The organism is Azospirillum sp. VT-I1 (assembly GCF_055698305.1).
The window spans coordinates 2,413,230-2,438,866 of the sequence record NZ_CP168800.1; the positions used below are offsets into that span (position 1 = coordinate 2,413,230).

Here is a 25,637-nt window from a genome sequence, read left to right on the forward strand (position 1 = left end):
CGCGACGTCATGTTTCGCATCGCCGGCCTCAGCCCGCTCGCGCATCTTCTCCGCGCGCTGGTATATCTCTATCGCTGGACCTTGTCGCCCTTCGTGGGCTGGCATTGCCGTTTCCAGCCGACCTGCTCCTGCTATGCCATCGAATCGCTGGAAAAGCACGGCGCCATCCGGGGGGATGGCTGACGCTGCGCCGGCTTGGGCGATGTCATCCCTGGGGCGGGTCGGGCTGGGATCCCGTGCCCGATGCTGCCGCCCGTTCTTCGTCGGGTGGCGGACTGCGCCGTCATCGCTTCGACGCGGCGGATCGGGAAAAGGGCATGCGGCGGTTGCTCAGCCCGGCGAAAACCCGTAACAAGGCCGCGCACACGCCGCCCTTCTAGCAAAGGCCCCACGGCAACCGGGACGCCATGACCGACCAACGCAACCTCATCATCGCGATTGCCCTGTCGATCGCCATCCTTCTGGGCTTCCAGTATTTCTACGAAAAGCCGCGGGTGGAGCAGCAGAAGCAACTCGCCGCCCAGCAGGCCGCCCAGACGGAGCAGTCGGTGCCGGTGCCGGCCCCCGGCGTGCCCGCCCAGCAGCCCCCCGCCACGGCAGAGGTCGCGAAGGACCGCCCCGCGCTGCTCGCCGAGCAGCTGGCGGCCGGCACCCGCGTGAAGATCGACACGCCGGCCCTGCATGGCTCCGTCAACCTCGTCGGCGGCCGCATCGACGACCTGACGCTGGCCCAGTACCACGAGACCCCGGACCCCAAGAGCCCGGAGATCGTGCTGCTGGCGCCGGCCGGCACGCCCGCCGCCTATTACGCCGAGTTCGGCTGGGTCCCGCAGGGCGCCGGCATCGTCGCTCCGACCGCGACCACCCGCTGGACCGCCGACGGCACCGCGCTGACGCCCGAGAAGCCGCTGACCCTGACCTGGGACAACGGCCAGGGTCTGGTGTTCGAGCGCAAGATCGCGGTCGACCCGGACTTCATGTTCACGGTGACGCAGACGGTCCGCAACACCGGCGCCAACCCGGTCACCCTGCTGCCCTACAGCCTGGTGTCGCGTACAGGCACGCCGCAGACTTCGGGCTACTACATCCTGCATGAGGGCCCGCTGGGCGTCTTCAACGGCACGCTGACCGAGCGGTCCTACGACGACCTGCGCAAGAAGGGCACCGAGCCGATCGAGACCACCGGCGGCTGGCTCGGCATCACCGACAAGTACTGGCTGGTGTCGGTCATCCCCGACCCGGCGCAGAAGGTCACCGCGCGCTTCGTCCACAGCACCGTCGCCAATGCCGACCGCTATCAGGCGGACTTCATGGGCGATGCGGTCACGGTGGCGCCCGGCGCTTCGGCCGAGACCACCGGCCGCCTGTTCGCCGGCGCCAAGCAGGTGAAGCTGCTGGACGCCTATTCCGAAAAGCTGAACATCAAGAATTTCGACCTCGCGATCGACTTCGGCTGGTTCTACTTCCTGACCAAGCCCTTCTTCTACGCGCTCGACTTCTTCGGGCAGGTGCTGGGCAACTTCGGCCTCGCCATCCTGCTGCTGACCGTCTGCGTCAAGGCCGTCTTCTTCCCGCTCGCCAACAAGTCCTATCAGGCGATGAGCAAGATGAAGGCCCTGCAGCCGAAGATGCAGGAGCTGCGGGAGAAGTTCAGCGACGATCAGGCGCGCATGAACCAGGAGCTGATGGCGCTCTACAAGCGCGAGAAGGTCTCGCCCGTGTCGGGCTGCCTGCCGATCCTGATCCAGATCCCGGTGTTCTTCGCGCTCTACAAGGTGTTGTTCGTGACCATCGAGATGCGGCACGCGCCCTTCTTCGGCTGGATCCACGACCTGTCCTCGCCGGACCCGACGACCATCTTCAACCTGTTTGGCCTGATCCCCTGGGATCCCCCCGCCATGCTGCATCTCGGTGCCTGGCCGCTGATCATGGGCGTCACCATGTGGCTGCAGCAGAAGATGAACCCGGCTCCGCCGGACCCGGTCCAGCAGAAGGTGTTCCAGTTCCTGCCCATCGTCTTCACCTTCATGCTCGCCGGCTTCCCTGCCGGTCTGGTGATCTACTGGGCCTGGAACAACCTGCTGTCCGTCGCCCAGCAGTGGACCATCATGCGCCGCATGGGCGTGAAGGTCTGATCCTCGGATCGTCACCCCCTCTGCCCATCGTCTGAGACCTGCCGCCGGCAAAGACCCTTGACGGGACTTTGCCGGCGGTATGTTTTTTAGCCCGCACCAACGAAAGCGCCCGTCATGACCACCCCCGACACGCCGACCCCCAACACCCCCAGCATCGTTTCCGGCTTCGACGAGGCTGCGCTGGAGGCCGGCCGGCTGCTGTTCGCCAAGGAGTGCGACTTCGTCTGGGGCGCCAACGCGCTGAACCAGCTGCCGGAGGCTGACCTGCCGGAGGTCGCCTTCGCCGGGCGGTCGAATGTCGGCAAGTCGAGCCTGGTGAACGCGCTGACTGGGCGCAAGACGCTGGCCCGCACCTCCAACACGCCGGGGCGCACGCAGCAGCTGAACTTCTTCAACCTCGGCAACCGGCTGAAGCTGGTGGACATGCCCGGCTACGGCTATGCCAAGGAATCGAAGGAGAAGGTGGAGGCGTGGAACGACATGGTCCGCCGCTTCCTGCGCGGGCGGGTGACGCTGCGCCGGGCGCTGGTGCTGATCGATTCGCGCCATGGGCTGAAGCCCAACGACCATGAGATCATGGACATGCTGGACCGCACCGCCGTGCCCTACGTCGTCGTGCTGACCAAGGCCGACAAGGTGAAGGCCGCGGATCTGGACAAGGTGCGGCGTGATACCGAGCTGGGGCTGAAGAAGCACCCCGCCGCCTTCCCGGATATCCACGTCACCAGCTCGGAAAAGGGCACCGGCATCGCGGAACTGCGCGCCAGCCTCGCGGCACTCGCCCTGGCCGCCGAATAGCACGGAGCGACGGCGATGGGTGCCACCTCCCCCGCGCTGCTGTTCCTGATGCAGGCCCTGCTGCTGATCGCCGGGCCGTTCCTGCTGTGGCGGCTGGGCGGCGGGCGCCACATCGCCCCGATGGTGGTGATCCAGATCCTGTTCGGCGTGGCGCTGGGACCATCGCTGCTCGGCCGGTTGGTGCCGGACCTGTGGGGCGTGCTGTTCGCGCCCGCGGCCCTGGCGCCGCTGTCTGGCCTCGCGCTGATGGCCGTCGTCTTCTTCGCCTTCCTGACCGGGCTGCATCTCGACCCCGCCGATTTCCGCGGGCGGGGCGGGGCCTTCGCCACGGTGGCGCTGTCCAGCATGGTGGTGCCGACGCTGCTGGGCGGGGCGCTGGGCTGGTGGCTGGCCGGCGCCTTTCCCGAGATGACTGGAACGCACGCCACGCCGGGCCTGTTCGCCGCCGGTTTCGGCATCTGCGTCGGCGTCACCGCTCTGCCGGTGCTGGGCGCCATCCTGCGCGAGATGGGGTTGCTGGGCGATCGGGTCGGACGGCTGGCGCTGGGCTATGCCGCGGTGAACGATGCGCTGCTGTGGCTTCTGATCACCGCCGTGCTGGCCTGGGCGTCGGCGGAAGGAGGCGGCTGGGCGGTCGCCAGGGTCGGGCTGCTGGGCTTCGCCTATGTCGGGGTGACCGTGCTGGTCGTCCGCCCGCTGCTGGACCGCCTGCTTGAGCGGGTGGCGCCCGACGGGCGGATGGGCGACACCGCGGTGGTGGTGACCTGTGCCGCGCTGCTGTCGTCGGCCGCTGTGACCGAGCTGATCGGGCTGCATTACATCCTGGGCGCCTTCGTCGCCGGCACCGCCATGCCGCGTCGCTACGCCGCCGCGATCCTCGACCGGCTGGAGCATTTCTCCACCCTGATCCTGCTGCCCTTCTTCTTCACGCTGACCGGGCTGAAGGTGACCCTGACGCTGGACGATGCGGCGCAGTGGACGGTCTTCGGGCTTGCCACCCTGGTGACGCTCGTCGGCAAGATGGTCGGCACGACCTTGCCGGCGCGCCTGACCGGGGAGAGCTGGCCGGACGCGCTGCGGCTGGGCACGCTGATGCCCTGCAAGGGGCTGATGGAGGTGATCGTTCTGACCGTCCTGCTGGAGGCGGGGGTGCTGTCCGGCGCCTGCTTCTCGGCGATGGTGCTGATGGCGGTGGCGGTGACCGCGCTGACCCAGCCGATGACCCGGCTGGCCGGATGGTGGCGCCCGGCCGGCGCCGCATCGGCCGCAGCCGCGGGCGGGCGGAACGGGGGCATGTGACCGTTAAATTGCCCCCTAGGCAACCGGCCGGCCTTTCCGTTAAAGAAACCCGACCGTTCACCCCGACAAAGGGCATCCTCCCGTGCAGACTCCCACCCGTGACGAGTGGCTCGCCAAGGCCCGTACCCTGTCCGAAGCGCTGCCCTACATGCGCCGTTATGCCGGGAGCACCTTCGTCATCAAGTACGGCGGCCACGCCATGGGCGACGCCAGCCTGGCGGAGCTGTTCGCGCGCGACATCGTCCTGCTGAAGCAGGTCGGCATCAATCCGGTGGTCGTCCATGGCGGCGGTCCGCAGATCGGCCAGATGCTGGAGCGTCTGAAGATCAAGTCCAGCTTCATCGACGGCCTGCGCGTCACCGACAAGGAGACGGTCGAGGTGGTCGAGATGGTGCTGGCCGGCTCCATCAACAAGCAGATCGTCGCCGCCATCAACGGCGCCGGCGGCCGTGCCGTCGGCCTGTCGGGCAAGGACAGCAACCTGATCACCGCCCGCCGTCTGGAGCGTGTGCAGCGCGACCCCGACAGCAACATCGAGAAGGTGCTGGACCTGGGCTTCGTCGGCGAGCCGTACAAGGTCAACCCGCAGATCCTGCATGCGCTGGCCCAGTCGGACATCATCCCGGTCATCGCGCCGGTCGGCTTCGACGTGAATGGCGATACCTACAACATCAACGCCGACACGGCGGCCGGCGCGGTCGCGGCGGCGGTGAAGGCGGCGCGCTTTTTCCTGCTGACCGACGTCGCCGGCGTCCTCGACAAGGACAAGAAGCTGATCGAGAAGATGTCGCTGGAGGATGCCCACAAGGCCATCGCCGACGGCACCGCGTCCGGCGGCATGATCCCGAAGATCGAAACCTGCATCAGCGCGGTGGAGCAGGGCGTCGACGCCGCTGTTATCCTGGATGGCCGCGTGCCGCACGCGCTGCTGCTGGAGATCTTCACCGAGGGCGGCGCCGGCACCCTGATCGGCAAGGCCTGACGCAACAACGGGGGGACCGATGTCCGACCTGCGCAAGGATCTGCTCCGCCAGATGAAGGCCATCCGAGACCGGATGGACCCGAAGCTGGTGGAGCGTGCCAAGCTGGCGGCCTTGGGCAAGGTCCCCTACGACAGCGACGCGGCGAAGGAGGCGGTCGGCCATTTCCTGGACGCCAAGCGGGATGGCGGCGCCTTCCGCCGCAAGCTGGAACAGGCGCTGAAGGCGGAAGGCGGGACGCTGGACCTCGACACCGAAGGGAAGGCACCATCGCCGGTTAAGCCGCGGCGTGGCGGGCGGATGACCTAGGCGCTCCAGGAGCCGCCTCGAACCACGCAAGGAGCATTGCCTTGCTGCATGTCTTCGTCAATGACGGCGGTCTGCTGCGCTGGGCCAGGGAAGCCGCGGAGGGGGCGGAGCCGCTGCCCGAGGCGACCGTCTGGCTCGACCTGATCAACCCGACCGCCGAGGAACTGGCGCGGGCCGAGGCGCTGATCGGCGCCAGCCTGCCGACCCGCGAGCAGATGGCGGAGATCGAGGAATCGAGTCGCCTGCGCATCGCCGGTGGCGCCCTGACCATGACCGTCACCGCCCTGGTCTGGGCCGACACCGACGAACCGCGCATCGCCACCGTCAGCTTCGTGCTGGCCGGGCGCCGGCTGGTCACCATCCACGACATCGATCCCCAGCCGTTGCTGGCCTTCCGGCGCCGCGCCACCCATGGGCAGGTGCCGGCCTCCCGCGGGGAGCTGGTTCTGGCGGCGCTGGTCGACGGGATGGTCGACCGCACCTCCGCCGTGCTGCGGCGGACCGGGGTGGAATTGGACGTGCTGAACCGCCGCCACTTCCGTGGACGCAAGCTGCGCTCGCGCGGCGAAACGCTGGACGACGCCCAGACGCTGAAGCGCATCGGCCATGCCGGCCACCTGATCGGCAAGGCCCGCATCAGCCTGGCCAGCCTGTCCCGCATGACGGCGTTCCTGGCGCGCGGCGACGGCTGGAACTCCGGCAAGGCGACACGGCGCTGGGCCAAGACGACGCTGCAGGATCTGCGCGGGCTGGACCAGTATGCCCGCTTCCTGGCCGGCAAGGTCGCGCTGGCGCTGGACACCGCACTGGGCCAGATCAACGTGGAGCAGAACGAGATCGTCAAGATCGTGTCGGTCCTGACCGTCCTCTTGTTCCCGCCGACCCTGGTCGCCAGCATCGGCGGCATGAATTTCCACGAGATGCCGGGGACCGACTCGCCCTTCGGCTATCCCAGTGCCCTGGGCCTGATGCTGCTGTCGGCGCTGCTGCCGATGATCTATGTCCGTCTGAAGCGCTGGCTGTAGCGCCGCATCCACACAATGAGGTGGGCGGATCGTCCGCTGTTCTTTCCTTTTGACAGGGGCGGCCCGTCCCGGCAGGATGGGCGCCATTCCAGGGGGTCCCGACAGGGGGCTGAGATACCAACGGCCGGACGGCGCTAAGCGCAGCCGGCAGCGTGGTGACCCTTCGAACCTGATCCGGGTCATACCGGCGAAGGGAGGGACCTCGTGACGGGCCGATTCTCGCCCCGTCCGGCCGTATCGGCCCCCGCCGTGCCGGGGACTCATGCAGGGATACGGCCCGCACGAAGACACCGCACCTCCGTCCGCAGTCCCGGGTTTGTCCGCCCAACTCCGACGGAGAAACCCAATGCCCAAGGACTTCAACGAGACCGCCATCCGCATTTCGACCGGCCCGCTGCCGTCGTCGCGGAAAACCCATGTGCCGGGCACGCGCTATCCCGACCTGCGCGTCGCCATGCGCGAAATCGCCCTGTCCGGCGGCGAGCCGCCGCTGACCGTCTATGATGCCTCCGGACCCTACACCGACGAGACGGTGACCATCGACGTGCGCGCCGGGCTGGCCAAGCACCGCCGCGACTGGATCCTGGCCCGTGGCGACGTGGAGACGACAGAAAGCGGCGTGCTGCGCGCCAAGGGCGGCGGGACCGTCACGCAGATGGCGTATGCCCGCGCCGGCATCGTCACCGCGGAGATGGAATACATCGCCGTCCGCGAGAATCTCGGCCGTGCCGCGGCGCTGCCCGCTGCCCGCGACGGTGAGGATTTCGGCGCCGACATCCCCGACTTCATCACGCCGGAGTTCGTTCGCGACGAGGTGGCGCGCGGGCGGGCGATCATCCCGTCCAACGTCAACCACCCCGAGTCGGAGCCGATGATCATCGGCCGCAACTTCCTGACCAAGATCAACGCCAACATCGGCAACTCCGCCGTGACCTCCTCCATCGAGGAGGAGGTGGAGAAGATGGTCTGGGCGATCCGCTGGGGGGCCGACACGGTGATGGACCTGTCCACCGGCGCCGACATCCACCAGACCCGCGAATGGATCCTGCGCAACTCCCCGGTGCCCATCGGCACGGTGCCGATCTATCAGGCTTTGGAGAAGGTGAAGGGCAGGGCCGAGGATCTGACCTGGGAGCTGTTCCGCGACACGCTGATCGAACAGGCGGAGCAGGGCGTCGATTACTTCACCATCCATGCCGGGCTGCGGCTGGCCCACATCCCGCTGACCGCGAAGCGGGTGACCGGCATCGTCTCCCGCGGCGGCTCGATCATCGCCAAATGGTGTCTGGCCCATCACCGCGAGAACTTCCTCTACGACCATTTCGCCGACATCGTCGAGATCTGCCGCGCCTATGACGTGGCGCTGTCGATGGGTGATGGTCTGCGGCCGGGCAGCCAGGCCGACGCCAACGACGCCGCCCAGTTCGCCGAACTGGAGACGCTGGGCGAACTGACGAAGATTGCCTGGGCGCGCGACGTGCAGGTGATGATCGAGGGGCCGGGCCATGTGCCGATGCACAAGATCAAGCACAATGTCGAGAAGCAGCTGGCGCTGTGCGGCGAAGCGCCCTTCTACACGCTGGGGCCGCTGGTGACCGACATCGCGCCGGGCTACGACCACATCACCAGCGCCATCGGTGCGGCGATGATCGGCTGGTTCGGCACGGCGATGCTCTGCTACGTCACGCCGAAGGAGCATCTGGGCCTGCCCGACCGCGACGACGTGAAGGCCGGCGTCATCGCCTACAAGATCGCCGCCCATGCCGCCGACCTCGCGAAGGGCCACCCGGCGGCCCGGCTGCGCGACGACGCCATGTCGCGTGCCCGCTTCTCCTTCCGCTGGCGCGACCAGTTCGCCCTGTCGCTCGACCCCGACACGGCGATGGCCTACCACGACGAGACCCTGCCGGCCGAAGGGGCCAAGACCGCGCATTTCTGTTCGATGTGCGGGCCGAAATTCTGTTCGATGAAGATCACGCAGGAGATCCGCGACGCCGCGGAGTCCGGCATGGCCGAGATGTCGCAGAAGTTCCGCGAGTCGGGCGGGGAGATTTACCAGCCGGCGGGGTGAGTGAGGGGTTGGCAGTGATGCCCCCTCCCTAACCCTCCCCGCTTCGCGGGAGAGGGAACTCCGCCGCTTCGCGATCAAGTCACGCCGACAAGCTTCCTGCCCCCTCTCCCGCGAAGCTCTCGCACCAACCTGTGGTTTGTGCTGACGCGGCAGGCGGACCTTTGGTCCGCCGAGAGCGGGGAGGGATGGGGAGGGGGCACCCAAAGCAACCACCCCTCACCCCGCGTACCTGATCTCCAGCACCTCCACCTGCTCCATCCCCGCCGGCGTGCGCACGTCCACCAGATCGCCCTCCCGCGCCTTCAGCAGGGCGCGGGCGATGGGGAGATCCAGCTGACATGACCGCGGTCGGGATCGACCTCGTCGGCGCCGACGATGGTGATGGTGTTCTCCGCCCCGTCCTCGCGGGCATAGGTGACGGTGGCGCCGAAGAAGACCTGTTCGCGGTTCTTCTGGTCCTGCGGATTGACCACCACCGCCGATTCCAGCCGCTTGTTGAGGAAGCGGATGCGCCGGTCGATCTCGCGCAGGCGCTTCTTGCCGTAGAGATAATCGCCGTTCTCCGACCGGTCGCCGTTGCCGGCGGCCCAGGACACCACCTCCACCACCTTCGGCCGCTCCACCCGCAGCAGGTGGCGCAGCTCCTCCTGCATGCGCTGGAAGCCGGGCGGGGTCATGTAGTTCTTGAAGCCCTGCGGCAGCGGTGCCGGATCGTCCAGATCGTCGTCGTCCGGCGTGTCGTTCTCGCGGGTGAAGGCCTTGCTCATGGTCCGACCTGTCCTGTGGCAGGGAGATAACGTCCGGGAAAAGGAAAAGGCGCCTTGCGGCGCCTTTTCCCGTTCCAGAGCTTTAGACGGGCCGTTCGGCTTACCGCTTCCACCAGCCACGGCGCGGCTTGGCGGAGGCACCGCCGTCGCCGTTGGCGGCAGCCGGAGCCGGCTCCGGAGCAGCGTCCGGCGCGGGGGTCGGAGCCGGCTCGGACACCACCGGGGCGGCGGCGGGAGCGGCTTCGGCCGGAGCCTCGGCGGCAGCCTTGCGCTTGCGCGACGCCTTCTTGGCCGGAGCCTTCTCGGTCGCGACCTCCGCCGGAGCTTCCGCGGCGGCAGCGGCCTTGCGCTTGCGGCCCTTGGCCGGCGCTTCGGCAACCGCGGGTGCTGCGGCGGGAGCGGCTTCGGCCGGAGCCTCGGCGGCAGCCTTGCGCTTGCGCGACGCCTTCTTGGCCGGTTCTTCGGCGACCGCCGGAGCGGCTTCGGCCGGAGCCTCGGCAGCGGCCTTGCGCTTGCGCGACGGCTTCTTGGCCGGTTCTTCGGCGACCGCCGGAGCGGCCTCGGCCGGAGCCTCGGCGGCGGCCTTGCGCTTGCGCGACGCCTTCTTGGCCGGAGCCTTCCCGGCGGCGGCAGCGTCGATCGGGGCCGGGGCCGGAGCGGTCACCGGCGGCTCGGTCGCAGGCACCGGAACCGGGGTTTCCTCGACCGCCGGAGCCGTGTCGCCGGCCAGGATCCAGTCGAGGTCGGACGCCTCGGCCGAAGACTGTGCGGGCGCCTGGACCGGAGCGGCCGGCGGCTGGTCGGCAACGATCTCCTCGCCGCCCTCCAGACCTTCCGCACCCTCGCGGCGGGACCGGCGGCGACCGCCGCGCTTGCCGCGGCGACGCTTCTTGCGGCCTTCGCCGTTGCGCTCGCCGGCGTCGGCGCCGGTCTCCTCGTCGCCCTCGCTGTCGTCCTCGTCTTGGTCCGAGTCGTCGCCTTCGGCCGGCTCGGAGACGGCGGCGCCGGGGATCGCCTCGGCGGCAACCGGCAGGCTGGTCTCGGCGGCCTCGTCGCCCGTCTCGTCGGACTCCTCGGCGTCCTCGCCCATGCCGGCGGTCTCGCCTTCGACGCGGCCTTCCTCGCGGTCACGGCCGCGGCCACGGCGGCGGCGGCGGCGGCGGCGGCGGTCCTCGCCGTTGCCCTCGCCATTGGCGCCATTGGCCTCGGCGCGCTCGCCGGCTTCCTCGGACTGGACGGCCTCGACGTCGGCTTCCTCCTCGACCGGTTCGGCGACCGGCTCGGCGGCCAGCGCGCGGTCGGTCTCGGCCATGACGCGGTCGGCGCTGACCAGCGGACCGTCCTCGTCGGGCAGGCGGGCCTTGTTGCGCTCCAGGCGGTGGTCCGGGGCGATCAGGCTGTCGTCGGCCTGGACCATGACGTGGAAGCTGTGACGCTCCTCGATCTTGGCCAGTTCACCGCGCTTCTGGTTGAGGATGTAGAGCGCGATGGAGGTCGGGACGTAGATGGTGATCTCCGACGACCGCTTGCGGATGCCCTCCTCCTCGATGGCGCGCAGGACGTGCAGCGAGGCGGATTCGACCGAGCGGACGACGCCGGTGCCCGAGCAGTGCGGGCAGCGCTCGAAGTTGGTTTCCAGCAGGGAGGGGCGCAGACGCTGGCGCGACAGTTCCAGCAGGCCGAAGGCGGAGATGCGGCCGAGCTGGATGCGTGCCCGGTCGTTCTTCATCGCCTCCTTCATGCGGCGCTCGACGGCGGCGTTGTTCCGCGGCTCCTCCATGTCGATGAAGTCGATGACGATCAGGCCGGCCAGATCGCGCAGACGCAGCTGGCGCGCCACCTCGTCGGCGGCCTCCAGGTTGGTCTTGTAGGCGGTTTCCTCGATGTTGCGCTCGCGGGTCGACTTGCCGGAGTTGACGTCGATGGAGACCAGCGCCTCGGTCGGGTTGATGACGATGTAGCCGCCGGAGCGCAGCTGCACCACCGGGCTGTGGATGGCGTCGATCTGCGTTTCCACCTGATAGCGGTGGAACAGCGGGATCTGGCTGTCGCGGTACAGCTGGACGCGCTGGGAATGGCCCGGCATCAGCATGTCCATGAACTCGCGCGCCGTGCGGAAGCCGGCCTCGCCCTCGACCCAGATCTCGTCGATGTCGTTGGCGTAGAGATCGCGGATCGACCGCTTGATCAGGTTCGCCTCTTCATAGATGAGGCAGGGCGCCGACGACTTCAGCGTCTGTTCGCGGATGTCGTCCCACAGGCGCAGGAGATATTCGAGGTCGCGCTTGATCTCGGGCTTGGAGCGCTCCAGCCCGGCGGTGCGCAGGATGACCGCCATGCCGTCGGGAATGTCCAGATCGGACAGGATTTCCTTCAGGCGCTTGCGGTCGGCCGGGTTGGTGATCTTGCGGGAAATCCCGCCGCCGCGGCCGGTGTTGGGCATCAGGACGCAGTAGCGGCCGGGCAGCGACAGGTAGGTGGTCAGGGCGGCACCCTTGTTGCCGCGCTCCTCCTTCGTCACCTGCACCAGCATTACCTGCCGGCGCTTCACCACTTCCTGGATCTTGTAGGAGCGCAGCGGGCGCGACCGGCGGCGCTGGGTTTCCGCCTCCTCGTCCTCGTCGCCGCCGACCATGTCCGGCGCATCGGCGGCCTGGATGGCATCCTGGGCGGCGCCTTCGGCCGGAGCGGCCTGCTCCTCGCCGGGGTCCGCGTCCTCGGCGCCGTTGTCGTCCTCGTCCTCATCCGACGCCTCCGGCGCGATGGGGGAGGGCATCGGCGACCATTCCTCCACCACCTGCTCGGGCCGGATCGGCTCGCCCATCACGGCGCCGTCGGCGGCGGCCTCGGCGCGGGCTTCCGCCTGTTCCTCCAGCCGGCGTTCCTCGGCCAGCAGGGCCTCGCGGTCGGCGACGGGGATGCGGTAATAGTCGGGATGGATTTCGGAGAAGGCCAGGAAGCCGTGGCGGTTCCCGCCATATTCCACGAAGGCCGCCTGGAGGGAGGGCTCGACCCGAGTCACCTTCGCCAGGTAGATGTTGCCCTTCAGCTGCTTGCGGCTGGCGATCTCGAAGTCGAGTTCTTCCAGCCGGTTCCCATTGACCACGGCGACCCGGGTTTCTTCCGGGTGCGTGGCGTCCACCAGCATGCGCTTGGCCATATACGGTCCTCAACGGCGCGACCCAGGGAACCCGCGCGACCGGTCGGGCCGCCTGGACGCAGCGTCTGTTGTGGGCGAAGCATACGGCACGACGGACCGGAACCGCCGAACGGCGCTGACGAGAGCAGCCAGGACGGCCCGGTCGACACGCGCCGGGCTGCCGCCTTGCGGCCACAGCCAGCTTCGAGGTTTCGTCCTCTCACCGCCAATCCGAACGCGCCACCCCGCGACGTCCCTCCGGCGCGGATGGCCGGACAGGCGGTGTCGGAGGCGACGCCGCAGCCCCCGGTCGGCCCCGTGACCGGCGATCTGCTGACCTTCGGATCGATTGGATCGATGTCTCGGGATCAGCGAATCGGCGCCCATTTCGGGTTTCCGACCCTGGTCTGGCGAATTGCGGTCTGTCGCAAAGATACCATAGACAAGCGATCCCTCTTGCACAACGCGGAAATGCGCCGATTCGGCGAACAAGTTCGCTGCGGGGAAGCGTGAGCGCGTCTTTCTCCCGCGACGGCGATTCGACTTGCCGCCCGGGGTGCCGCCCGGGGTGTCGCGGGGGCTCCGGCGGGGTGGGGTGGGGTGGGGTGGGGGATCACTGTTGCAGGAACGGCACCCCGGTTTGGAATTGGGACCGGGCATGACGATCCGCGTTGAGGGCGTTGAATTGGCCGGGCTATAGCTGATCGTCCGCCCTCCGTGCGCCACCGGGGAGACACGATGCAACGGCAGCCCAGCCCGCCGACCGCCGCCCAGCCCGACCGTCCGCCGACCGCTGCCCGTACCGGGCGCGGCGCCGAGAATCGTGGGGCCGGGATGGGCAGGGCTGCGCGCGCGCTGGCCGCGCTGCTGCCGGTCCTGCTGGCGCTGGTGCTTCTGGCCGCCCCCGGCCGTCCCCCTGGCAGTCGCGCAGACCACGGCGGCGCTGCCGTCCCCGCCGCCGCGCACGGCGGTGGTCGACGCCCGGCTGGGCATCCATCCCGACAAGACCCGCTTCGTGCTGGAGGTCAGCGACCCGGTGTCCTTCAGCGTGTCGCTGGCCGCCGATCCCTACCGCGTCATCGTCGATCTGCCCGATCTGGTCTGGCCCGGCGGATCGCTGCCGGTGGAGGGCAAGGGGGTGGTCGCGCGCTATTACCATGCGGCGGGCGGCACGCGCGGCACACGACTGACCTTCGAGACGGTCGGTCCGGCCAAGCTGCGGGAAGGCTACATGATCCCGCCGCGCGACGGCCGCCAGCCCCGCCTCGTCCTCGACCTGGAAAAGACGACGGCGGCGGAGTTCCGCCAGCTCGCCGCCGCATCCGGTGCCAAGACGGGTGCCGGCACCGCGCCGGGCAAGGGCCAGCTGACGATGGGCACGGTGGTGGCGTCGGCGATGGCCGTGCCGATGCCCGTTCCCGCTCCGGTGCCGTCCCCCCAGGACGATCCGGCCGCGAGCGGGCTCGTCTCCGCGCCGCCGCCCTTCGCGCCGCTGCCGCCGATCCCGCCGGCGCAGCTGATGCCAGCCTCGCTGCCGTCCGCCCCGCCGCTGCCCGACAACAAGCCCTCGACCGTGGCGGAAAAGCCGCTGATCGTGATCGACCCCGGCCATGGCGGCCAGGACCCCGGCGCCGTCGGCGTCGGCGGCATCTATGAGAAGGACATCACGCTCGCCGCCGCCAGGGAGGTGAAGCGCCAACTGGAGGCGACCGGCCGTTACCGCGTGAAGCTGACCCGCGACAGCGATGTGTTCATCCGCCTGCGCGACCGTGTCGCCATCGGGCGCGAGGCCGGGGCCGACCTGTTCATCTCGCTGCATGCCGACAGCATCAGCAGCGGCGACATGCGGGGCCTGTCGATCTACACCCTGTCGGACAAGGCGTCGGATCGCGAGGCGGAGATGCTGGCCGCCAAGGAGAACCGGGCCGACGCGCTGGTCGGGCTTGACCTGTCCGGCGAGAACCAACTGGTCGCCAACATCCTGATCGACCTGGCCCAGCGCGATACGAAGAACCATTCCAAGCGTTTCGCGACGCTTGCCCTGCAGAGTCTGGGGCGCGAGGTGCCGCTGATCCCCAGCAAGCCGCACCGGCAGGCCGGCTTCGCCGTGCTGACGGCGCCCGACGTGCCGTCGGTGCTGGTCGAAATGGGCTACCTGTCGAACCGCAAGGATGCCGGGCTGCTGTCCTCCGCGGCGCACCGGGAACGGCTGGGCAGGGGCTCGCCCGCACCATCGACGCCTATTTCCGCTGGCTGCACGGCGCGCAGAAGAGCTGATCCGCGGGGTCGAGCCGCCAAGCCGAGGCTTCGCCGGCAGGCTTACCCCTTCCGCGCGGGCGCAATTTCGCGCATGCCCTCTGCGCGTCACATTTTCCTGACATGACGGGAACGGGGGCGGCGCTTCGCATCGCGGCGGTGTAGGATGCGCCGCACAGTCAGGCGCGCCTTGCGGTCCGCATCCCGGAAACGGGCTGGGGCCGGTCGCGCCGTTCGTCGTTTCTTGCAGGATCGGTCATGCGCCTTCTTCTGTCCTTGCTGATGGCCTTCGTGATGCTGGCTCTTGCCGGTGCCGGGGGGCTGGTCTTCCTGTTGGACCACTACGACCAGGACCTGCCCGACTACACCAAGCTGGCCAATTACGAGCCGCCGGTGACCACCCGCATCTATGCCGGCGACGGGCGCCTGATGGCGGAGTTCGCGTCCGAGCGGCGCATCTTCGTGCCGATCGACGCCATGCCGCGGCAGGTCATCAACGCCTTCATGGCGGCCGAGGACAAGAATTTCTACGCCCACCAGGGCGTCGACCCGCTCGGCATCCTGCGCGCGGTCCTGACCAACATCGAGAATTTCGGCCGCGACCGCCGTCCGGTCGGCGCCAGCACGATCACGCAGCAGGTCGCCAAGAACATGCTGCTGACGAACGAGGTGTCCTTCGCCCGCAAGATCAAGGAGGCGATCCTGGCGGTCCGCATCGAGCGGGCCTTCACCAAGGACCGCATCATGGAGCTGTACCTCAACGAGATCTTCCTGGGGAACCGCTCCTACGGCGTGGCTGCGGCGGCGCTGAACTATTTCAACAAGGCGCTGGACGAGCTGAGCATCGAGGAGGTCGCCTTCCTGGCGGCCTTGCCCAAGGCGCCGTCCAACTACAACCCCGACCGCCAGCACGATGCCGCCGTCGCCCGCCGCAACTGGGTGATCGGCCGCATGTCGGAAGACGGCTACGTCACGCCCGAGGAGGCGAAGGCCGCCCAGGGCCGGCCGCTGCAGACCCGCAGGCGCGACGAGCAGGAGGTGGTGACCGCGGAGTATTTCTCCGAGGAGATCCGGCGCGAACTGGTGAAGCTCTATGGCGAGCGGGCCTTGTACGAGGGCGGCCTGTCGGTGCGCGCCTCGATGAACCCGCAGCTGCAGGCGGCGGCGACCAAGGCGCTGCGCGACGGGCTGGTCGCCTACGACCGCCGCCATGGCTGGCGCGGGCCGGTGGCCAAGATGGAGAATTTCGACAACTGGTCGAAGAAGCTGGCCGCCATGCCGCCGCCCGCGGGCTCCGAGGGCTGGAAGCTGGCCGTGGTGCTGAAGGACGACCAGGCCGACGGGCTGGACATCGGGCTGGCCGACGGCAGCCGCGGCCGCATCCCGCTGTCGGAACTGCGCTGGGCCCGCGCGGCGAAGGAGGGCGAGGCCGCGGGGCCGGCGATCCGCAAGCCGTCCGACGTCGCCAAGCTGGGCGACATCCTGCTGGTGGAGGCGATCAGCGGCCCGGCGGCGAAGGATGAGGACGAGAAGCCGGCGAAGAAGGGCGCCCAGGCCGCGGCCAAGGAATTGCCGCCGGGCAGCTACGCGCTGCGCCAGATCCCGCAGGTGCAGGGCGGGCTGGTGGCGCTCGATCCGCACACCGGCCGCGTGCTGGCGATGGTCGGCGGCTTCTCCCCCGCCATGAGCGTGTTCAACCGCGCCACCCAGGCGCTGCGCCAGCCCGGCTCCTCCTTCAAGCCGTTCGTCTATCTGACGGCGCTGAACCAGGGCTTCACCCCGTCGTCGCTGGTGATGGACGCGCCCTTCGCCTTCGATCCGGGCGGCGGGCAGCCGATCTGGCGGCCGGAAAACTACAGCCATGAATTCTATGGTCCGACCCCGCTGCGCGTCGGCATCGAGAAGTCGCGCAACGTCATGACCGTCCGCCTCGCCCAGCAGATCGGCATGGACAAGGTCAAGGCGCTGTCGGAGAAGTTCGGCATCGTCGACAACCTGCAGCCCTACCTGCCGATGTCGCTGGGTGCCGGCGAGACGACGGTCCTGCGGCTCTCCACCGCCTATGCCATGCTGGACAATGGCGGCAAGCGGGTGGTGCCGACCTTCATCGACCGCGTCCAGGACCGCAACGGCAAGACCGTGTTCCGTCACGACAACCGCGCCTGTGAAGGCTGCACCAACGTCGCATGGAAGGACGGGCTGGCCGTGCCGGCGGTGCCTGACACCCGCGAGCAGGTGAACGACCCGCGCACCACCTACCAGATCGTCTCGATCCTGGAAGGCGTGGTCCAGCGCGGCACGGCGGCCACGCTGAAATCCCTGGGCAAGCCGCTGGCCGGCAAGACCGGCACCACCAACGACAGCCACGACGCGTGGTTCGTCGGCTTCTCGCCCGATCTGGTGGTCGGCACCTACATCGGCTTCGACCAGCCGCGCTCGCTGGGCAGCCGCGAGACAGGCGGTTCCGCCGCGGTGCCGGTGTTCAAGGACGTCATGCAGGTGGCGTTGAAGGACAAGCCGGCGACGCCCTTCCGCGTCCCGCCCGGCCTGCGCCTCGTCCGCGTGAACCCGGCCAACGGCCAGCTGGCCCAGCCCGGCGACAACCGCGCCATCTGGGAAGCCTTCCTCCCCGGCACCGAACCCAACCCGGACCAGCCGCAGATGGTGCTGGACGGCTCGGTCCAGGGGGCCGGCGCGATGATGGGCGACCCGAACGCGGGCTTCGACGGCGCCCAGCCGGGCGTCCCGGCGCCGCCGTCCGCGGCGACGCTGGGGACCGGCGGGCTTTACTAAGCGGAAAGAAGAAGGGGGCGTCCTTGCGGGCGCCCCCTTTTTCAATGGGTCCGTTTTTCAATGGGCCCACTTTTTAATGGGTGGACCCCGCCCCAGTCGCGGTGCCGGCCGCCGTCAGCGAGGCGATGGCGTCCACCGGGCAGCTGCCGAGTTGGCGAAGCTCCGGCTCCAGCGCCGTGAACATCGCGCGCACGCCGTCTTCGTTGACGTGCAGGGCGTCCATGAACAGCTCGTCCTTGTCCACCGCGCGGCGGGCGTCGATCATGGTCACGCCGGCGGGCAGGCGGCTCTTCATCTCGGCGAAGAAGGCGTCGAAATTCTTCAGCTTCCCGGCATAGGTCGGGAAATAGGGGGTGATGACCACCGCAACCCGGGTGCCCTGCGCCTGGGCGCTGCGGATGATGCGGTCCATCGCCTGCCAGTTGGCGTCGTCGGCGGTCATCGTCTCTTCCGGTGCGGCGGCGAGTTGGGCCTTCATCGGTTCCGGGATGGCGCCCACCAGCGTGCGGTCGGCAGCGGGCTTCAGCAGGCCGGCGATCAGCCGCATGGTCTGGTTGTTGTTGAAGGTCATCAGGTGGAAGGCGTGGTTGGCTATCCACAGTTCCTGGTTTTCCTGCCGGACGAAGGCGTCGATGCGTGGCGAGTAATGGGCCAGCAGCGGCAGGTCGGCCAGGTCGTGCGGGTTGTCCACCAGACCGGTCGGCTCCAGGATCAGCAGGCGGGGTGCGCCGTGCCGCTCGACGTAATCCTCCCACAGCAAGGCCGACAGCACGGTCGGCGCCCCGCCCATGCCCAGGTTCAGCGCCCGGCCGCAGGTCATGTCCTGCAGGGTGGAGACGGGGAAGTGGTTGTCCGCCCGCGAGTTGCCGAGCACCAGCACGTCCGCCGGCCCGTGGGCGGGACGGACGGCCTGACCGGCGCCGGAGGCGAGTGTCGCCTTGACCATCAGGACGCCGGGCTTCTCCTCCATGCGGTTGTCCGGTGTCCGGTCTTCCGGCTGCCGGTCGGACTTGGCGGCCGGCGCCTCCTCCGGCTCGGCGGGACGGTAGATCGCCATGAAGCGGTCGCTGGAACGCAGGAGCAGGTCGCCCAGCGCCGAGGCCAGGACCCGGTCCATCGCCGTGACGGTGGCGAGGATCAGCACGATGCAAGCCAGAAGGCGGTACATGGTAGGATCTCCGTCCGGTCTTCAGAACTGGAAGTAGATGAAGGCGTGGTTGGCGAAGCTGCCGAACAGCAGCATCACCAGGATCAGGGCGGAACAGGCCATCGACCGCGCCACCACGTTGGTCCCGGCATAGCGGCGGCCCGCCCCGCGTTCGACCAGCGCATCGACCATCAGCACGATCAGGCCGGTGACGGCGACGCGCAGCAGCGCGCTCGCCTGCGAATTGCCCTGCTGGAGGCCGAAATCGCCGTGGGCGATGATGCCCAGGATGGTCCAGACCGTCTGCAGGCTGTCGGCGCGGAAGGGCAGCCAGGTCAGCGTCACCACGGCGAAGACCAGCCCAACCATCACCAGCCGCCCGGCGGCCAGGGCCGGGCCGCTGAGGCGCACCGGGCTGACGGCGGCCAGCCGGCGCAGCCCGTCCTCGACCAGCATCAGCCCGCCATGCAGCGCCCCCCACAGGACGAAGGTCCAGTTGGCGCCGTGCCACAGGCCGGAGATCAGCATGGTGATGACGACGTTGCGGATGCGCAGCCAGCGCGTCCGGCTGCCGCCCATCGGCACATAGACGTAGTCGCGGAACCAAGTGGACAGCGAGATGTGCCAGCGCCGCCAGAAATCGCGCATGCCGCTGGCGAAATAGGGCCGGGCGAAATTCTCGCACATGGTGTAGCCGAAGATCTGCGCCAACCCGATGGCGATCAGCGAATAGCCTGCGAAGTCGCCGTAGATCTGCAACGAGAAGCAGACCAACCCGATCACATGCTGCAGCGCGTTGAAGAACTCCGGCTGGTGGAAGCGGGCGTCGACCACCACGGCGGCGTTATCGGCCAGTCCGATCTTCAGGAAATAGCCCCAGATCACCTTCTCCAGGCCGGCGAAGCGCTCCTCGAACGGGATGTCGCGCGGGCGCTGCTGGATTTGCGGCAACAGGTCGCGCGCCCGCACGATCGGGCCGGCCACCAGCTGCGGGAAGAAGGCGACGAAGGTGGCATAGCGCATCAGCGACCGTTCCGGCTGCTTCACCTCGCCGGTGTAGAGGTCGATGCCGTAGCTGAGATTCTGGAAGGTGTAGAAGGAGATGCCGACCGGCAGCAGGATGTCCAGCGTCCGCCGTCCCACCTCGACGCCCAGGGTCGCGAGCGCGATCTCCGCGCTGTCGACGAAGAAGTTGAAGTATTTGAAGAAGAACAGCATGCCCAGATTGGCGCCCAGGCTGATGAACAGGTACAGCTTCTTGGTCTGGCGGTCCGGTGAGTCGGCGATCTTCAATCCGCAGTAGAAGTCGATGAAGGTGCTGAGCGCCAGCAGCGCGCAGAACCGGTAGTCCCAGTAGCCGTAGAAGACGTAGCTGGCGACAAGCAGGAAGGGCGTGAAGGCGCGCGTGCGCGCCAGCGCCATGAAGCCGGCGCTGAACACGGTGATGAACAGCAGGAAGTTCAGGCTGGTGAAGCTCATCGTGCCCCCGGCAGAGATGCTCGCGCGTTTGCGCAACCGCGCAAGAAAGGCGAAGTTCGGAGGCGAAGATAACCACGATTTCGGGGATTTCCCGCAGCCGCGGTAGGGTTGTGCCCCCGGATATGGGACGTACTCTGAAATGAGCCGGGCGGATGATTCCAAACGGTTAGGACCGCCAAGCCGGGACTGGGCCATACACCAAAGTGGCAAGCCCGTACCGTTCGTGACGCCCGGATGGGGCGGTTGCCGGCCGCGTCGCGGTCATTAAGGGGGTGCAAGCCGGGGAGCGAGCCGCTACATATGCAGCCGACATACCTTTCAACTCTGGCTGACGAGGAGGCACCGCCATGCGGGCCGAGATCGAAGCGGCCGCCGGCGAGATCAGAGAATCGCTGGCGCTGCTGAGGAGGCATCTTTGACTGGGACAATGCACTGCGGCGTCTCGACGAACTGAACAACCTCGCCGAGGATCCCAAGCTTTGGGACGATCCGACGCGGGCCCAGACCATCATGCGCGAGCGCACCCAGCTGGACGCCTCCGTGTCCGGCTACCGCGCGCTGGAACGCGACCTGTCCGACAGCCTGGAACTGATCGAGATGGGCGAGGCGGAGGGTGACGCCACCGTCGTCGCCGACGCGGAGGCCCAGCTCTACAGCCTGCGCGACCGCGCCAACAAGCTGCAGATCGAAAGCCTGCTGTCGGGCGAGGCCGATGCCAACGACTGCTTCGTCGAGGTGAATGCCGGCGCCGGCGGCACGGAGGCCCAGGACTGGGCGCTGATGCTGATGCGCATGTACACCCGCTGGGCGGAGCAACACGGCTACAAGACCGAATGGCTGGACGAGACGCCGGGCGAAGAGGCCGGCATCAAGTCGGCCACCGTGCAGATCAAGGGCCACAACGCCTATGGCTGGCTGAAGACCGAGGCCGGCGTGCACCGTCTGGTGCGCATCAGCCCGTTCGACAGCCAGGCGCGGCGCCAGACCAGCTTCGCCGCTGTCTCGATTTCTCCGGTGATCGACGACAAGATCGACATCGAGATCAACGAGAAGGACTGCCGCATCGACACCTACCGGGCGTCGGGCGCCGGCGGCCAGCACATCAACAAGACCGACTCGGCGGTGCGCATCACGCACATCCCGACGAACATCGTGGTGAGCTGCCAGCAGGAACGGTCGCAGCACAAGAACCGCGCCAAGGCGTGGGACATGCTGCGCGCCCGCTTGTACGAACGCGAGCTGAAGATCCGCGAGGATGCCGCGGCCGCGCTGGAAGCCACAAAGACCGACATCGGCTGGGGCCACCAGATCCGCTCCTATGTCCTGCACCCCTACCAGATGGTGAAGGATTTGCGGACGGAGGTGGAGACCTCGCAGAGCCAGGCGGTTCTGGACGGCGCGCTCGATCCCTTCCTGGAGGCGGCGCTCGCCTCCCGGATCAAGGGGCAGAGCGACGATGCGCACGCCGCCGGCGGCTGACGGGTCGGAACATGGGAAGGGCGGTCGCTTGCGGCCGCCCTTTTCGATCGCGGTGTTTTCAGGACGGCCGGCCTGGAATGGAAATCCGGGCGCGGCTGTTTCAACAGGCTGCCATTCCAACGAACTGGAGCAACCGATCCATGACCAGACGTCTTCTTCCGGCCCTGGGCGGCGCCGTGATGGGTGCCGCGATGCTGCTGGCGACGCCGGCCTTTGCCGCCTGCGAAACGGACAATCTGCCGGACGAGATGCGTCTGGCCTTCATCTCCGGCGCGCAGGAGGCGTTGAACGAGCACGGCTTCAACGCCGGGCCGGTGGACGGCAAGATGGGAACGCGCACCCGCACCGCGATCCGCGCCTACCAGCGCGCCGCCAAGCTGCCGGTGGACGGCTGCGCCACCCAGGGGCTTCTCGACCATCTGAACTTCAGCCAGCCGAAGATCTACGGCCCCGGCGCGCGCCGCTGACCTCAGGCCAGCATGTCGAGCAGCCTTTTGCTGTTCTCCTGCGTCGCCTGCAGGACCTTGGCGTTCGCGGCGAAATCCACCTGGGCGGCGGTCAGGTCCAGCACCACCGCCGGGTCCAGGTTGCCCGCCGCGATCTGCGCCGACGCCGCCTCGCTGCGGGCCTGGGCGTCCTGCAGGCCGTCGACGGCGCTGGCTTGCGGCCGGTATGGCGTGGCGGCGGTGGCCGATCCGATATCCATGGCGGGCTGTCCGGCTGGTTGAGCGGTCAGGATATGACGGCGGGGGTTTAGGGTTGGTGAATGGGGTCGGTGGCTTTGCAAAGTCAGACCCCCACCTAACCTCCCCCGCTGAAACTACCTCACCTCGCCGCCAGCCAGTCCGCCAGCCGGCCCAGGAACGCCGCGGCCTCCGCCGGGTCGTGCAGGCTCCAGGTCGCCGCCGTCTCGGCCGGGCCGTCCATCACCCGGATGCCGATCCCGCGCCCGGCCAGCGCCCGGAAGGCGTCCTCGTCGGTTTCGTCGTCGCCGAGATAGACCGGCACGCTGCCGTCCCCCTCCAGCCCCAGCGTCTCCAGCAGGGCAAGGACGGCGCGGCCCTTGTCCCAGGGCAGGTTGGGGCGAAGCTCGAACAGTTCCTTACCGCCGGTCACGCGCAGCCGCGCCTGCTCCTGCGCCACCGCGCGGACGGTGTCGGCCACCACGGGCTTTTCGGACGGGGCGACCTGACGGGTGTGGATGGCGATGGCGAAGCGCTTGCGCTCCACCAGTGCGCCGGCGATTCCGCCCAGCCGGTCGTGCAGAGCCTGTTCGGCGGCGTCGAGATCGGGGACATACTCGACCCCCACCTGCCGGCGCAGGTCCGGTCCGCGCAGGTCGAAACCGTGGCTGCCGGCATAGACCAGATCGTCCAGTGCCACCATCGCCGCCAGATCGTCCAGGTCGCGGCCGCTGACGAAGGCGACAGGACACAGGGCCGACAGCCGCCGCACCACCGCGCGCGCCTCCTCCGGCATCACCGCCAGTTCCGGCCGCGGCGCAATCGCGGCGAGCGTGCCGTCGTAATCCAGGAACAGGGCAGGGGTACGGTCGCCGATCGCCGAGGCGAAGGCATCGAATTCCGACAATGCAGATGGTGGAAAGGGGGTCAAGGGACGAACCTCGCGCCGCTGCCTGAGGGATGCGGCGGCTGACCGGGGCCGGCACGCCACTGTTGTGGTAACGGCCGGAATCGCTGGACGGCTTGCGGTCCGGCAAAAGGGCCGGTTGAATGTGGCCCATCTGCAACAGAACCCTCTAAAAGCTGCGGCCCCGCGCAGGGGCCGGCTTTGGGGGTTGCGGTGCCCCCGGGTTCTGGTACTGTTGCAGTGCAGCAAGCGATTGCTGCTTCGCCCTTCTTGGGCGTTTCCTCCCTAAACTCAAGGCCGCTGCATTCAGCGGCCTTTTTCTTGCCAGAAAGCCCCCTGGTAAGGCAACCCCTGACAAAAGTCATAGCGCTGCGATTTCCTTGGGGGATGGACGGGCACAGGGAGGGTTTCCGCGGCGATTTCCGCCGCCGGATCCGCATCCATCGCCCCGCTCCGGGAGGATGTCGGGCGTCGCAAGGTCTCAGATAACCATTTGAATACAATGGATTGTTGCGGGCATCTCCCGTATCGGCCATGATCCCGGGGCCCTTGTTCCATCGGGCGCCCAACCAGGAAACCGACCGGGCGAAGGCCGCGGGCGGCATGGCGGGAGGTTGCCGGGCCTGAGAATTTTTCCTGCTTTTTTCTGCCAGGTGCCGTCATTGCTGCGGCGCGGGGGTGAAAAACCGCCGCAGGCGCACGGAAGCACTGCACCGGCGGCGGGAACTGTCGTATAGAATCCGACGACACGCCCATCCGCCGCAATCCACAGGAGCCGTTCCCATGGACATCGCCATCATGGTCCTCGCCGTCGCTTTCTTCTTCTGGCAGACCATCTCCGACTGAGCCGGCTTCGACCCGACCGGGCAGACAGCTTGGTGGGCGAAGAGTCGGCGAATCAAAAGTCGACGAACGGAAAAAGGGCGGTCCCGGCGGGCCGCCTTTTTCATGTCGCTGCCTGGAGACCGGGGTTCGAGACCGGCCGCCCTCTCAGTCGGCAGCGATCGGCGGCTCCAGCCGTGCATGGGCCGACGCGATCAACTGCAGCGTCTCCATGATCGAGCCGATGGCCTCATGCAGGTCGGCCTGCTCGTCGCCGGGCAGCGTGGCAAGCACCGCCTCCAACTCCACCGCCGCGTCCTGCAGGCTGGCGCAGGCATGTTCCAGATGACGGCCGGTGCCCTGGCCGATCCCAGGATCATTCGCAAAATGCAAACGCGCCGCCGGTTTCCCGGCCCGCGTCGCGTTCCGGTTTGCAAAATGCAAATGGACACCGGCCCCCATGGCCCGCGTCCCAAATTTCTTCCGCATCATGGGCGTACCCCCGTTCGGTCTGAACGGAGAATGCGCAAGTCCCGTGCCACAGCGTGACCGTTGGTTGCGGTCGCCCCCGCAAAAATGGTGAGCCTCTATTCCGACCACAGACGGGCGGCGCCGCGCATGCCGCTTTCCCCGCCATGGCGGGCGACCGCCATCCGGGTCCGCGGCGCGGCCGACAACGCCCAGACGCCCCAGCGCCGCGTCACCGCTTCGCAGAGGCCGGGCAGGGCGGACAGGCCGCCGCCGACCACCACCATGTCGGGGTCCAGCAGGTTCAGCACCGGCGCCAGCGCGCGGGCCAGCGCATCGGCATGGCGCGCCAGCGTCGCCGCCGCGGCCGGATCGCCGGCCAGGGCGCGGGCGGCGATCTCCTGCGGGTCCGCCGCCTCGCCATCCCCGCTCCCGCCGGTCAGGTGCCGGTGCAGGCGCGACAGCCCGGCGCCGCACAGCACGGTCTCCAAACAGCCGGCCTTGCCGCAGCCGCAGGGAACCGGCGGGCCGTCGGCCGCCTCGCGCCAGGGCAGCGGGGCGTGCCCCCATTCGCCGGCCAGCCCGTTGGCTCCCGGCAGGATGCGCCCGTCCACCACGATCCCGCCGCCGACGCCGGTGCCCAGGATGACTCCGAACACCACCGCCGCCCCGACCGCGGCGCCGTCCGTCGCCTCCGATAGGGTGAAGCAGTTGGCGTCGTTGGCGATCCGCACCGGTCGGCCGATCCGCCGCGCCGCGTCCTCGGCAAAGGGACGGCCGGCCAGCCAGGGCAGGTTCACCGCGCGCACCCGGCCGGCGGCGGGATCGACGATGCCGGGCAGGCTGATGCCGACGCCGCCGCCGATGCCGCCGCTGCCGGGCGGGTCGAGTGCAGCCACCGTCTCCGCCAGGGCGTCCAGCGTGGCGTCGTAATCGCGCGGGGTGGGGCGGCGGTGGCGGGCCAGTTCGATGCCGTCGGCGCCGAGCGCCACGGCCGCGATCTTGGTGCCGCCCAAATCGATTCCGACTCGCATGGCTGTCGCCGTCCAGATGGGGATTCAGTCGAGGATTCCGTGGGCA

General features: G+C 68.7%; 19 protein-coding genes, 1 pseudogene and 1 riboswitch. Of the genes and pseudogenes, 12 read left to right on the plus strand and 8 right to left on the minus strand.

Translation table 11 applies throughout. From position 1 onward, the window contains the following. The first annotated feature begins 9 nt into the window (after window positions 1-9). The 8 genes from yidD to thiC all read left to right on the plus strand — a co-directional run bounded on the left by yidD (window position 10) and on the right by thiC (window position 8,617). Entirely contained in the window at window positions 10-183 is a 174-nt protein-coding gene (gene yidD / locus AB8P05_RS11600; protein ID WP_472758046.1) for a membrane protein insertion efficiency factor YidD, read from the plus strand. 224 nt (window positions 184-407) lie between these two features. Continuing rightward, window positions 408-2,135 carry a membrane protein insertase YidC gene (gene yidC / locus AB8P05_RS11605; protein ID WP_472758047.1) on the plus strand — a complete coding sequence of 576 codons (1,728 nt, stop codon included), beginning with the start codon at window positions 408-410 and terminating at the stop codon, window positions 2,133-2,135. A gap of 114 nt (window positions 2,136-2,249) precedes the next feature. Then, complete coding sequence (gene yihA / locus AB8P05_RS11610; RefSeq protein ID WP_472758048.1) at window positions 2,250-2,933, plus strand: ribosome biogenesis GTP-binding protein YihA/YsxC; 684 nt, start codon at window positions 2,250-2,252, stop codon at window positions 2,931-2,933. 15 nt (window positions 2,934-2,948) lie between these two features. After that, window positions 2,949-4,232: a cation:proton antiporter domain-containing protein gene (locus tag AB8P05_RS11615; protein WP_472758049.1), complete on the plus strand. Its 1,284-nt coding sequence runs from the start codon at window positions 2,949-2,951 to the stop codon at window positions 4,230-4,232. A gap of 82 nt (window positions 4,233-4,314) precedes the next feature. Continuing rightward, window positions 4,315-5,214, plus strand: coding sequence for an acetylglutamate kinase (gene argB, locus AB8P05_RS11620; RefSeq protein WP_472758050.1), 900 nt, complete (start codon window positions 4,315-4,317; stop codon window positions 5,212-5,214). Window positions 5,215-5,233: 19 nt separating this feature from the next. Continuing rightward, the gene (locus AB8P05_RS11625; RefSeq protein WP_472758051.1) at window positions 5,234-5,521 is read left to right on the plus strand and encodes a hypothetical protein; all 288 of its coding nucleotides are present in this window, start codon (window positions 5,234-5,236) and stop codon (window positions 5,519-5,521) included. Between the two features lie 41 nt (window positions 5,522-5,562). After that, window positions 5,563-6,546 (plus strand): magnesium transporter CorA family protein, encoded by a 984-nt coding sequence (locus AB8P05_RS11630; RefSeq protein WP_472758052.1) that lies wholly within the window; start codon window positions 5,563-5,565, stop codon window positions 6,544-6,546. An 80-nt stretch (window positions 6,547-6,626) separates the two neighbouring features. Next, window positions 6,627-6,759, plus strand: a riboswitch (TPP riboswitch). Window positions 6,760-6,892: 133 nt separating this feature from the next. Next, window positions 6,893-8,617, plus strand: coding sequence for a phosphomethylpyrimidine synthase ThiC (thiC, locus tag AB8P05_RS11635; RefSeq protein WP_472758053.1), 1,725 nt, complete (start codon window positions 6,893-6,895; stop codon window positions 8,615-8,617). 216 nt (window positions 8,618-8,833) lie between these two features. On the opposite strand, the pseudogene greB reads toward thiC, so the two are convergent. Both greB and AB8P05_RS11645 read right to left on the minus strand, forming a co-directional pair. Further along, a pseudogene (gene greB / locus AB8P05_RS11640) lies at window positions 8,834-9,384 on the minus strand (transcription elongation factor GreB). Between the two features lie 100 nt (window positions 9,385-9,484). Next, window positions 9,485-12,544, minus strand: coding sequence for an Rne/Rng family ribonuclease (locus AB8P05_RS11645; protein ID WP_472758054.1), 3,060 nt, complete (start codon window positions 12,542-12,544; stop codon window positions 9,485-9,487). An 802-nt stretch (window positions 12,545-13,346) separates the two neighbouring features. On the opposite strand from AB8P05_RS11645, the gene AB8P05_RS11650 reads away from it, so the two are divergent. Next, entirely contained in the window at window positions 13,347-14,906 is a 1,560-nt protein-coding gene (locus tag AB8P05_RS11650; protein WP_472758055.1) for an N-acetylmuramoyl-L-alanine amidase, read from the plus strand. Between the two features lie 131 nt (window positions 14,907-15,037). Beyond that, the gene (locus tag AB8P05_RS11655; RefSeq protein ID WP_472758056.1) at window positions 15,038-17,572 is read left to right on the plus strand and encodes a penicillin-binding protein 1A; all 2,535 of its coding nucleotides are present in this window, start codon (window positions 15,038-15,040) and stop codon (window positions 17,570-17,572) included. Between the two features lie 73 nt (window positions 17,573-17,645). Here AB8P05_RS11655 and AB8P05_RS11660 read toward each other — a convergent pair whose 3' ends face one another. Next, a complete protein-coding gene (locus tag AB8P05_RS11660; protein ID WP_472758057.1) occupies window positions 17,646-18,740 on the minus strand; it encodes a hypothetical protein in 1,095 nt (364 codons plus the stop codon). Between the two features lie 21 nt (window positions 18,741-18,761). Continuing rightward, complete coding sequence (locus AB8P05_RS11665) at window positions 18,762-20,198, minus strand: MBOAT family O-acyltransferase (RefSeq protein ID WP_472758058.1); 1,437 nt, start codon at window positions 20,196-20,198, stop codon at window positions 18,762-18,764. A 347-nt stretch (window positions 20,199-20,545) separates the two neighbouring features. On the opposite strand from AB8P05_RS11665, the gene prfB reads away from it, so the two are divergent. Then, window positions 20,546-21,677 (plus strand): peptide chain release factor 2 gene (gene prfB, locus AB8P05_RS11670; protein ID WP_143266723.1). Its coding sequence is split into 2 segments (ribosomal slippage): window positions 20,546-20,614 and window positions 20,616-21,677, totalling 1,131 coding nucleotides; the frame shifts between segments, so codons are not numbered across the junction. Window positions 21,678-21,817: 140 nt separating this feature from the next. Beyond that, complete coding sequence (locus AB8P05_RS11675; RefSeq protein WP_455170962.1) at window positions 21,818-22,144, plus strand: peptidoglycan-binding domain-containing protein; 327 nt, start codon at window positions 21,818-21,820, stop codon at window positions 22,142-22,144. 2 nt (window positions 22,145-22,146) lie between these two features. On the opposite strand, the gene AB8P05_RS11680 is transcribed toward AB8P05_RS11675, so the two are convergent. The 4 genes from AB8P05_RS11680 to AB8P05_RS11695 form a co-directional block, all read right to left on the minus strand. Continuing rightward, window positions 22,147-22,383, minus strand: a complete 237-nt coding sequence (locus AB8P05_RS11680; RefSeq protein WP_455170963.1) for a hypothetical protein — start codon at window positions 22,381-22,383, stop codon at window positions 22,147-22,149. A gap of 119 nt (window positions 22,384-22,502) precedes the next feature. Then, window positions 22,503-23,291: a trehalose-phosphatase gene (gene otsB, locus AB8P05_RS11685; protein ID WP_472758059.1), complete on the minus strand. Its 789-nt coding sequence runs from the start codon at window positions 23,289-23,291 to the stop codon at window positions 22,503-22,505. A gap of 966 nt (window positions 23,292-24,257) precedes the next feature. Beyond that, window positions 24,258-24,482 carry a hypothetical protein gene (locus AB8P05_RS11690; RefSeq protein ID WP_455170965.1) on the minus strand — a complete coding sequence of 75 codons (225 nt, stop codon included), beginning with the start codon at window positions 24,480-24,482 and terminating at the stop codon, window positions 24,258-24,260. Between the two features lie 194 nt (window positions 24,483-24,676). Next, the gene (locus AB8P05_RS11695) at window positions 24,677-25,591 is read right to left on the minus strand and encodes an ROK family protein (protein WP_472758060.1); all 915 of its coding nucleotides are present in this window, start codon (window positions 25,589-25,591) and stop codon (window positions 24,677-24,679) included. Between the last annotated feature and the right edge of the window lie 46 nt (window positions 25,592-25,637).

Bases quoted from the DNA above. Each gene is read 5' to 3' on its own strand.
- thiC (WP_472758053.1), top strand. From the start codon at position 6,893: ATGCCCAAGGACTTCAACGAGACCGCCATCCGCATTTCGACCGGCCCG.
- AB8P05_RS11655 (WP_472758056.1), top strand. From the start codon at position 15,038: ATGCGCCTTCTTCTGTCCTTGCTGATGGCCTTCGTGATGCTGGCTCTT.
- yihA (WP_472758048.1), top strand. From the start codon at position 2,250: ATGACCACCCCCGACACGCCGACCCCCAACACCCCCAGCATCGTTTCC.
- AB8P05_RS11695 (WP_472758060.1), bottom strand. From the start codon at position 25,591: ATGCGAGTCGGAATCGATTTGGGCGGCACCAAGATCGCGGCCGTGGCG.
- AB8P05_RS11680 (WP_455170963.1), bottom strand. From the start codon at position 22,383: ATGGATATCGGATCGGCCACCGCCGCCACGCCATACCGGCCGCAAGCC.
- AB8P05_RS11645 (WP_472758054.1), bottom strand. From the start codon at position 12,544: ATGGCCAAGCGCATGCTGGTGGACGCCACGCACCCGGAAGAAACCCGG.
- AB8P05_RS11675 (WP_455170962.1), top strand. From the start codon at position 21,818: ATGACCAGACGTCTTCTTCCGGCCCTGGGCGGCGCCGTGATGGGTGCC.
- AB8P05_RS11615 (WP_472758049.1), top strand. From the start codon at position 2,949: ATGGGTGCCACCTCCCCCGCGCTGCTGTTCCTGATGCAGGCCCTGCTG.
- AB8P05_RS11625 (WP_472758051.1), top strand. From the start codon at position 5,234: ATGTCCGACCTGCGCAAGGATCTGCTCCGCCAGATGAAGGCCATCCGA.
- yidC (WP_472758047.1), top strand. From the start codon at position 408: ATGACCGACCAACGCAACCTCATCATCGCGATTGCCCTGTCGATCGCC.
- AB8P05_RS11665 (WP_472758058.1), bottom strand. From the start codon at position 20,198: ATGAGCTTCACCAGCCTGAACTTCCTGCTGTTCATCACCGTGTTCAGC.
- AB8P05_RS11660 (WP_472758057.1), bottom strand. From the start codon at position 18,740: ATGTACCGCCTTCTGGCTTGCATCGTGCTGATCCTCGCCACCGTCACG.
- yidD (WP_472758046.1), top strand. From the start codon at position 10: ATGTTTCGCATCGCCGGCCTCAGCCCGCTCGCGCATCTTCTCCGCGCG.